The sequence below is a fragment of the Azospirillum sp. B506 genome, from assembly GCF_000333595.1.
Taxonomy (GTDB): Bacteria; Pseudomonadota; Alphaproteobacteria; order Azospirillales; family Azospirillaceae; genus Azospirillum.
Genome location: NZ_BADK01000272.1, coordinates 1 through 9,622, shown reverse-complemented (window position 1 = coordinate 9,622; position 9,622 = coordinate 1). Strand labels below are relative to the sequence as shown.

General features: G+C 68.5%; 5 protein-coding genes. All 5 read right to left on the bottom strand.

Annotation, left to right across the window (positions count from 1 at the left end; translation table 11 throughout):
* The coding region (locus I71_RS08635) for an efflux RND transporter permease subunit (RefSeq protein ID WP_049976002.1) at window positions 1-3,159 on the bottom strand (3,159 nt) is incomplete at its 3' end.
* A complete protein-coding gene (locus I71_RS08630) occupies window positions 3,156-4,379 on the bottom strand; it encodes an efflux RND transporter periplasmic adaptor subunit (RefSeq protein WP_083897056.1) in 1,224 nt (407 codons plus the stop codon). The genes I71_RS08635 and I71_RS08630, both read right to left, overlap by 4 nt.
* Before the next feature lie 323 nt (window positions 4,380-4,702).
* Entirely contained in the window at window positions 4,703-6,172 is a 1,470-nt protein-coding gene (locus tag I71_RS08625) for an efflux transporter outer membrane subunit (RefSeq protein WP_042693864.1), read from the bottom strand.
* A gap of 17 nt (window positions 6,173-6,189) precedes the next feature.
* The gene (locus I71_RS08620) at window positions 6,190-9,363 is read right to left on the bottom strand and encodes an efflux RND transporter permease subunit (protein ID WP_042693862.1); all 3,174 of its coding nucleotides are present in this window, start codon (window positions 9,361-9,363) and stop codon (window positions 6,190-6,192) included.
* 10 nt (window positions 9,364-9,373) lie between these two features.
* On the bottom strand, window positions 9,374-9,622 hold a 249-nt coding region (locus I71_RS38740; protein WP_042693860.1), incomplete at its 5' end, for an HlyD family secretion protein.

Sequence of the window (9,622 nt, the reverse complement as noted above, 5' to 3'; positions counted from 1 at the left end):
GGGCCAGCATGGCGTCGGTGCCGCGGGTCTCGGCCTTGCGTCGTCCCAGGTGACCGTCAGCGCCTCGCGGCCCTTCATGGCGGCCCAGCTGTTCCTGGCGATCACCGCGACGCCGACCGGCAGGCTGATCACGTCGATGACGCCCGGCACCTTGCGGGCGGCGGCATCGTCGACGCTCTTCACCGTGCCGCCGAAGCGCGGGCTGCGGGCCAGCACGGCCGTCACCTGACCGGGGCGGCGGATGTCCATCGAGAAGATGGCGGTGCCGTTGGTCTTGCTGATGTGGTCCAGCCGATGCAGGTCCGGATTGCCGATCAGCACATAGTCCTTCGGGTCCTTCAGCTTGACCTGCTGCGGGACCGGAAGCTTCGCCGCCTCCTCCGCCAGCTCGCCGAAGGTCAGGCTGCGGTTGCTGGCGGCATGGCGGACCACGCCCTTCGACACTGTCACCTCGCCGGCCGGAACCTTCCAGCGCGCGGATGCTGCGGCGACCAGCATGGCGCGGGCGGCCGCACCGGCCATGCGCAGCTCGTCCCAGCTGTTGGCGACGGCGGTGGAGCCGCCGGTGCCCTGGATGCCGAAGAAATGGTTGGCATACAGCTTCTGGTCGGCCGGGGCGAAGGCGCCGCGCACCTGCGACCAGTCGGCGTCCAGCTCCTCCGCCGCGATGGTGGCGATACCGGTGACGATGCCCTGGCCCTTGTCCAGATGCTTGGCCAGAACGGTGACGGTGTTGTCGGGCGCCACGATGATGAAGGCATGCATGGTCAGCGCGGCGATCGGACGTGTCGAGACTTTGACCAGCGTGGAGAGGGGCACCGGCTGTCCGGTGGCGGGGGAACGCAGGTAGATCTGCCGCAGCGTCGCCGGCAGGCCCTGCAGGTCCGGCGACACCTCCAGCACGACATGGTAGCTGTTGGTCTGCGTGAAGTACTGCGTCACCTGCCGCTGCCCGAAGGCGTCGTAGAGCGTGTCGTCGATCAGCTGCGGCTGGATGCCGAAGCGGGCGGCCTGATCGCGATCGATGGTCAGCGTCGCCGTGGTTGCCGCGGTCTGCTGATCGGAGGACAGGTCGCGCAGTTCCGGCAGGGTCTTCAGGCGGTCGAGCACCTTCGGCGCCCAATCGTCCAGTTCTTCCAGATCGGCATCCTGAAGCGTGTACTGGTACAAGGCGCGCGAGGACCGGCCGCCGACGCGGAGATCCTGCGCCGCCTGCAGGTAGAGCCGAACGCCCTCGACCGCCGCGGTCTGCCGACGCAGGCGGCTGATGACCTGATCCGCGCTGGCTGTCCGTTCGTTGCGCGGCTTCAGGGTGATGAAGAAGCGGCCGGTGTTCACCGACTGGCCGCTGCCGGCCCCGACGGAACCGACCCAGGTCGCCACGTCCGGATCGGCGCCGATCACGGCGCCCAGCTGCTGCTGCAACCGGCTCATGATGGCGAAGGAGGCGTCCTGCGGCCCTTCCGAAGTGCCCATGATCAGGCCGGTATCCTGCTGCGGGAAGAAGCCCTTGGGGATCTCCGCGAACATCCAGCCGGTGAGGGCGACGGACGCGGCGAAGACCAGCAGCGTGACGGGCTGGTGGCGCAGAACGATGTCCAGCGTGGTCCGGTATCCGGCGAGCAGGGCATCGAACCCTCCTTCGACCGCGCGGTAGAAGCGGCCATGCGTCCGGTGGCGCTCGTCCTTGAGCAGGCGGGCGCCCATCATCGGCGTGAGCGTCAGCGACACCAGTGCCGAAACCGCGATGGTCATGGTCACGGTGACCGCGAACTCGCGGAACAGCCGCCCGACGATGCCGCCCATCAGCAGCAGCGGGATGAAGACCGCAATCAGCGACAGGCTGATCGAGAGGATGGTGAAGCCGATCTCCCGGGAACCGGTCAAGGCCGCCTGGAGGGGCGGCACGCCCTCCTCGATGTGGCGGTGGATGTTTTCCACCATCACGATGGCGTCGTCGACGACGAAGCCCACGGCGATGGTCAAGGCCATCAGCGACAGGTTGTCCAGGCTGTACCCGCACACATACATCAGCCCCAGCGTCGCGGCGAGCGACAGCGGCACCGTCACGCCGGGGATCAGCGTCGCCATCGCGTTGCGCAGGAACAGGAAGATCACCATGACCACCAGGGCGATGGTCAGGGCCAGTGTGAACTGCACGTCGGCGACCGAGGCGCGGATGGTCTGTGTCCGGTCGGACATGATGTCGACATGCACGGCCGGCGGGATGGCCGCCTGGAGCTGCGGCAGCAACTGCTTGATGCGGTCGACCGTGTCGATGACGTTGGCGCCGGGCTGCTTGTAGACGGTCAGCAGAACGCCGGGCCGGCCGTTCTGCCAGGCGGCGAGCTGCGTGTTCTCCGGCCCGTCGACGGCCCGCCCGATATCGCCGATGCGGACCGGCGCGCCGTTGTGGTAGGCGATGATGACGTCGTTCCACGGCTGCGCCGCGGTGATCTGGTCGTTGTCGTAGAGGGTGAAGCTGCGATCCGGCCCGTTGATGCTGCCCTTGGCCGAATTGACGGTGGCGGACACGATGACGCCGCGCAGATCCTCCAGCGACAGGCCGAGGCCGGCGAGCTTCGCCGGGTCGGCCTGAATCCGCACGGCCGGCTTCTGTTCGCCGCCGATGGACACCTGGGACACCCCCGGCACCTGGCTGATCTGCTGCGCCAGCATGGTGTCGGCATATTCGTCCACCTGGGTGATCGGCAGCAGGTCCGAACGCACGCCCAGGATCAGGACCGGCGAATCCGCGGGGTTCACCTTGCGGTAGCCGGGCGGGCTCGGCAGGCTCTTGGGAAGCTGGCCGGTGGCGGCGTTGATGGCGGTCTGGATATCCTGCGCGGCGCCGTCGATGTTGCGGTCGAGGTCGAACTGCACGGTGATCTGCGTGCTGCCGAGCGCGCTGGTGGAGGTGAGCTGGGTCACTCCGGCGATCTGCGAAAACTGGCGCTCCAGCGGCTGCGCGACTGTTGCGGCCATGGTCTCCGGGCTGGCGCCGGGCAGCGAGGCCGAGACCTGGATGGTGGGGAAGTCGACCCGCGGCAGCGGGGCCACCGGCAGGAACGGATAGGCCGCGACGCCCGCCAGCAGCAGCCCGATCATCAGGAGGGCGGTGGCGACGGGCCGGCGGATGAAGGGGGCCGACAGGTTCATCGTGCCGGCCCTCCCTGCCCAGCGTCCTGCCTGGCGTCCTGCTGCCCGACGAGAAGAGGCTGATCGGCCGGCCGGGCGTCGACGCGGGCGCCGGGCTGGACCTTCAGCTGGCCGGAAACCACCACGCGCTCGCCCTCCTTCAGGCCGTCCGTGACGACAGCGGTCTGGGGACCCAGACGTGCGGCCTTCACGGTGCGCAGTTCCACGCGCTCGTCCGGAGCGGCGACCACGTAGACATAGAGGCCCGAGGCGCCGCGCTGCACTGCGGCGGACGGGACGGTCAGCGCTCCATGGTCGGTGTGCAGCAGCACCTCCGCCGTGACGAATTCGCCCGGCCACAGCGCGTTGTCGGCATTGGGGAACAGCGCCTTCATGCGGATGGTGCCCGTGGCCGGATCGACCTGGTTGTCGATCACCTTCAGCACGCCGTCCTTCAGGTGCCGCTGATTGTCGCGACTGTTGATCGAGACGGCGACCGTACCCTGGGCCATCGCGTCGACGATGTCGTGCAGCCGGTCTTCCGGCAGCGTGAAGACGACGGTGATCGGGTCCGTCTGCGTCACCACCAGGATTCCGTTGGCGTCGGTGGCATGGACGATGTTCCCCGGGTCGACCAGCTCGAAGCCGGCCCGGCCGCCGATGGGCGAGCGGATGAGGGTGTAGCCGAGCTGCACCTGGGCATTGTCGATGAGCGCCTGATCGCCCTTGATCTGCGCCTGGAGCTGCGCGACCTCCGCCTTCTGGGTGTCGGCCTGCTGGCGTGAGGAGAAGTCCCGTTGCGCCAGCGCCTCGTAGCGGGTGAGGTCGCGCTGCGCATTGGCGAGCTGCGCCTCGTCCTGCGCCTTCTTGGCGCTGGCCTGGTCGAGCGCCGCCTGGAAGGGCCGCGGATCGATCTGCACCAGCGGGTCGCCGGCCTTGATCGTCTGCCCTTCGGTGAAGAAGGCGTTCTGCAGTTCTCCGTCGACGCGGGAGCGGATCGTCACCGTGCTGACGGCCTGCACCGTGCCGATGCCTTGCAGCCACAGCGGGACGTCCTGCCGCGTCACCGGGGCGACGGTCACCGGTACGGGCTGCTGCTGCGATGGCGCCGCCGCCTTGGCCGGACCACCTGCGCTCTGGATCCAGAGAGAGCCGGCAAACACGACCCCGGCGAGGATGCCGGCGACGGTCAGGCTTCGCGCTGCCGTAAGGGCCCTTGCTGAACGTGACGAATGATCCATGGCGCTGACCTTTCCGCAGGAAAGCCGGGCTAAGCTCGATCACCACAGCACTATGCGGCATGCGGGTAGCCGCCGCCTTTCTGCCGGATGAAATCCGTGCAAGGGAGGGGAGCGACCCGGCCTCCCGCGTGAACGGACCGCCGGCGCAACTGCCGCCGCCCGGCTGGTGGGGACTGCCTGCCGAGGGCACGCCGGACCACATCGCCGACGCGCTGCACGCCCTGGGGCTGATCGCCCCGGCTCTCGCCGACCGAAGCCGGGGTCGAACCCTCCGTGGGCAGCGTCGGCGATCAAATGGTCTCCGGGAAACCCGGGGCGGTTCGCTACTGCCAGCCTCCGCCCAGGACCTTGTAGAGGGTGACGAGATTCTCCAGCCTCGCGGCCTTCAGCGAGATCAGCGTCTGCTGTGCCGAATAGAGCGAGCGCTGGGCATCCAGGGTCGTCAGGTAATTGTCGGCGCCGCTGCGGAACCGCATCTCCGACAGCTGGTAGGAACGGGCGTAGGCATCGACGAGCGACTGCTGCGCCGCGATCTGGTCGTCATAGGTGCTGCGGGCGGCCAGCGCGTCGGCCACCTCGCGGAAGGCGGTCTGCACCGTCTTCTCGTAGGTCGCCACCTGGATGTCCTTCCTGGCCTTGGCGAGGTCGAGGTTCGCCTCGTTCACGCCGGCCGAGAAGATCGGGATGCTGAGCGACGGGGCGAAACTCCAGGTGGAGGAGCCGGCGCCGAACAGCGACTGGATTCCGGAGGAGGCGGTGCCGGCCTTGGCCGTCAGCGTCAGCGACGGGAAGAAGGCGGCGCGGGCCGCCCCGATGTCGGCATTGGCCGCCCGCAGATTGTGTTCGGCCGCCATCACGTCCGGGCGGCGCAACAGGACGCTGGAGGAAAGGCCCGCCGGCAGGTCGGTCAGCACCGGCTGGGCATCCAGCGATGCGCCGGAAGCGATGTCCGGCGGCAGGGGCTGGCCCAGCAGCAGGGCCAGCGCATTCTCGTCCTGCGCCACCTGCCGGGTGTAGAGCGCGAGATTGGCCCGCGCGCTGTCCACCGAGGTCTGCGCCTGCCGCAGGGTCAGTTCGGTGGCGTTGCCGGCATCGAAGCTCTTGCGCGTCAACTGATAGGAGGCGTTCTGGCTGTCCAGAGTCTGCCGGGTCAGCTCCAGCAGCGAGCGGTCGGCTTGCAGGGTCAGATAGCCGGTCGCCACCTGGGCCACCAGAGAGATCTGGGTGCTGCGCCGGGTCTCGTCATAGCCGAGATACTGCTCGAACGCCTGTTCGGTCAGCGCACGCACGCGGCCGAACAGGTCGAGTTCGTAGGAGGTGAAGCCGATCCCGGCGCTGTAGGAGCGCGATTCCACCCCCGCCGTCTTGCCCAGCGCCGAGCCGGCGGACGTGGTCGCGGCCGGTACGCGCGACCAGCTGGCCGACCCGCTGCCGGAGATCGTCGGGAACAGGTCGCCGCGCTGGGCGCGGTAGTCAGCCTCCGCTGTCTGGACGTTGAGCATGGCGACACGCAGGTCGCGGTTGTTTGCCAACGCGATCTCGATCAGCTTTTGCAGCTTGGGATCGCGCATCACCTCGCGCCAGCCGATGGCGTCGGCGGAGCGCGCCGGATTGGCGCCCGTGGGCGCCGTGGCGGATACGGATGTGGCGGGCGGGCTCCGGTAGGCCGGCCCGTCCGGCCAGGCGGCCGGAACCGGCGGATCCGGCAGGACGAAGTCGGGCACCAGGGAACAGCCGGCCAGCAGCAGCGCGGCGGTGATGGGGGCGGCGAAGGGAACGAATCTGTGGGTCATGGTCTTGTCACCGCCGCTCAACGATGGCCGTCGGCCAGAGCGTCCGGGCCGATTGGAGGGGACGCCGCGGCTTCGCCGGACTGCGCCAGCCGGGACGGCTTCACGCGGAACAGCTTCAGCACGACGACGAAGAAGATCGGAACGAAGAGAAGGGCCAGCAGCGTGGCGGCCACCGTGCCGCCGACCACCGCCGTGCCGATGGCGTTCTGACCGCCCGAGCCGGCCCCGCTGGCGATGGCGAGGGGCACCACGCCCAGCGTGAAGGCGAGCGACGTCATCAGGATCGGCCGCAGCCGCTGGCCCGCGGCGCCGATGGCCGCCTCCACCAGCGTCTGGCCCCGGTCGAAGCTTTCCTTGGCGAACTCGACGATCAGGATGGCGTTCTTCGCCGACAGCCCGATGGTGGTCAGCAGGCCGACCTGGAAATAGACGTCGTTCGACAAGCCGCGGCCCCAGGTGGCCATCACCGCGCCGAAGACGCCGAGCGGCACCACCAGCAGCACCGCCGCCGGGATCGACCAGCTCTCGTACAGCGCCGCCAGGCAGAGGAACACGACCAGCAGCGACAGCGCGTAGAGCGCCGGGGCCTGTGCGCCCGATTGCCGTTCCTCGTAGGAGGTGCCGGTCCAATCGAAGCCGATGCCGGGCGGCAGCTGCGAGGCGAGCCGGGCCATTTCCGCCATGGCCGTGCCGCTGCTCTGGCCCGGGGCGGCCTGACCCAGGATCTCCATCGAGGCGGTGCCGTTGTAGCGTTCCAGCTTGGGCGCGCCGTAGGTCCATTCGGCATGGGCGAAGGCCGACAGCGGGATCATCGAGCCGCTGGAGTTGCGGATGAACCAGCGCGCCAGATCGCCCGGATCGGAGCGGGAGTCGGCGTTGCCCTGCATGTAGACGCGCTTGATGCGGCCGCGGTCTAGGAAGTCGTTGACGTAGCTCTGACCCCAGGCCGACGAGATGGTGCTGGTCACGTCGCCCACCGACAGCCCCAGGGCCTTGGCATGCGGCCAGTCGATGACCAGACGGTATTGCGCCTCGTCATTCAGACCGTTGGGGCGGACGGCCATCAGCAGCGGGCTCTGCGACGCCATTCCCAGCAGCTGGTTGCGCGCGGCCACCAGCTCCTCGTGTGTCACGCCGCTGCGCGCGAGCAGTTCGAAATCGAAGCCGGTGGCGTTGCCCAGCTCGCTGATGGCGGGCGGGGCGAAGCCGAAGATCATGGCGTCCTTGTAGCCGGCGAATCGTCCCATGACCCGGCCGGCCAGGGATTGGACCTTGCTCGCCGCGCCCGGACGGACGGACCAGTCCTTCAGGCTGACGAAGGCGATGCCGGAATTCTGGCCGCGGCCGCTGAAATTGAAGCCCGACACGGTGAAGACCGACCGCACCAGCGCGCCTTCGTCCTTCAGAAGATAGTCGCGCACCTGGCCCAGCGCCTGTTCGGTCCGCTCCAGCGTGGCGCCGGGCGGGGTGGTGACCTGGATGAACATCACGCCCTGGTCCTCGTCCGGCAGGAAGGAGGTGGGGATGCGCAGGAACACCACCGCCAGCCCGGCCACGATCAGGCCATAGACCAGCAGGAAGCGCAGGGGCCGCTTCAGGACGCCGCCCAGCCCGCGCACATAGGCCCGGTTGCCGCGGTCGAAGTTGCGGTTGAACCAGCCGGAGAAGCCGCGCGAGGTCTTGTCGTGGTCGGGCTGTTTCAGCAGCGTGGCGCAGAGCGCCGGGGTGAAGACGATGGCGACGCCGACCGACAGCAGCATCGAGGTGGCGATGGTGATGGAGAACTGGCGATAGATCACGCCGGTCGAGCCGCCGAAGAAGGCCATCGGCAGGAAGACGGCGGCCAGCACCATGGCGACGCCGACCAGCGCGCCGGTGATCTGATCCATCGACTTGCGCGTCGCCTCCAGCGGCGACAGATGCTCCTCCTCCATCACGCGCTCGACATTCTCGACGACGACGATGGCGTCGTCGACCAGCAGGCCGATGGCCAGGACCATGCCGAACATGGTCAGCGTGTTGATGGAATAGCCGAAGGCCGCCAGCACGGCGAAGGTGCCGAGCAGCACGACGGGAACCGCGATGGTCGGGATCAGCGTCGCCCGGAAATTCTGCAGGAACAGCAGCATCACCAGGAAGACCAGCACGATGGCTTCGGCCAGCGTCTTCACCACCTCTTCGATCGACAGCTGGACGAAGGGGGTGGTGTCGTAGGGATAGGTCACCTCGACGCCGGCCGGGAAGGACGGGCGCAGCGATTCGATGGTCTGGCGCACCGCGGTCGCGGTGTTCAGCGCGTTGGCGCCGCTGGCCAGCTTGACCGCGATACCGGCCGCCGGCATGCCGTTGTAGCGGGTGTTCATCGTATAGTTTTCGCCGCCCAGCTCGATCGTCGCGACGTCGCGCAACAGGACCTGGGAGCCGTCGGACTGCACCTTCAGCAGGATCTTGCCGAACTGCCCCGGCGTCTGCAGATAGGACGGACCGATGACGGTGGCGTTCAGCTGCTGCCCCGGCCGGGATGGCAGCGCGCCGAGTTCGCCCGAGGCGATCTGGACGTTTTGGGCCGTGATGGCGCTCTGCACGTCGGAGGGCATCAGGGCGTATTTGTTGAGCTTGTCGGGATCGAGCCAGATGCGCATGGCGTACTGGGCGCCGAACAGCTGATAGTCGCCGACGCCGGCGGTGCGGCTCAGCGGGTCCTGGATCGAGGAGGCAACGAAGTCGGACAGGTCGTTCGACGACAAGCTGCCGTCGGTCGAATAGAACCCCACGACCATCAGGAAATTCTTGGTCGCCTTGGCAACGCGGATGCCCTGGTTGCGCACCGTTTCCGGCAGGCGGGATTCGGCCAGCGTCACTTTGTTCTGCACCTGCACCTGGGCGGTGTCGGGGTTGGTGCCCTGGGCGAAATACAGGGTGACGGTGATGCTGCCGTCCTTGTTCGATTCGGACGAGAAGTAGAGCAGGTTGTCGAGGCCGCTCAGCTGCTGTTCGATCGGCTGGACGACGGTGTTCTGCACGGTCTCGGCGGAAGCGCCGGGATAGCTGGCCGAGACCGAGATGGCGGGCGGGGCCACCGACGGGTATTGCGCCACCGGCAGCGTCCGCAGGGCGAGAAGGCCGGCCAGCATGATGACGATGGCCAGCACCCAGGCGAAGACCGGCCGGTCGATGAAGAAACGGGCCATGGACGGTCTCCTAACGGGCCGGCTGGGCGGCGGACGGCAGGGCCGCCACCGCGCGTTGGTCGAACTGCTCCTCGGTGAGGTCGGTCGCCGCCAGCTTCACGCCGGGGCGAATCTTCTGGAGCCCTTCGACCACCACGCGGTCGCCGTCGGACAGGCCGTCGGTGACCACCCATTTGCTGCCCTGCGTGCGGTCGGCCGTCACCGGCCGCGCCTCCGCACTGCCGTCGGCCTTGATCACCTGGACGATGGCCTGCCCGCG

Excerpts from the sequence above, each read along its gene's own strand:
- I71_RS08620 (WP_042693862.1), bottom strand. The coding sequence starts at position 9,363 with ATGGCCCGTTTCTTCATCGACCGGCCGGTCTTCGCCTGGGTGCTGGCC.
- I71_RS08630 (WP_083897056.1), bottom strand. The coding sequence starts at position 4,379 with ATGGATCATTCGTCACGTTCAGCAAGGGCCCTTACGGCAGCGCGAAGC.
- I71_RS08625 (WP_042693864.1), bottom strand. The coding sequence starts at position 6,172 with ATGACCCACAGATTCGTTCCCTTCGCCGCCCCCATCACCGCCGCGCTG.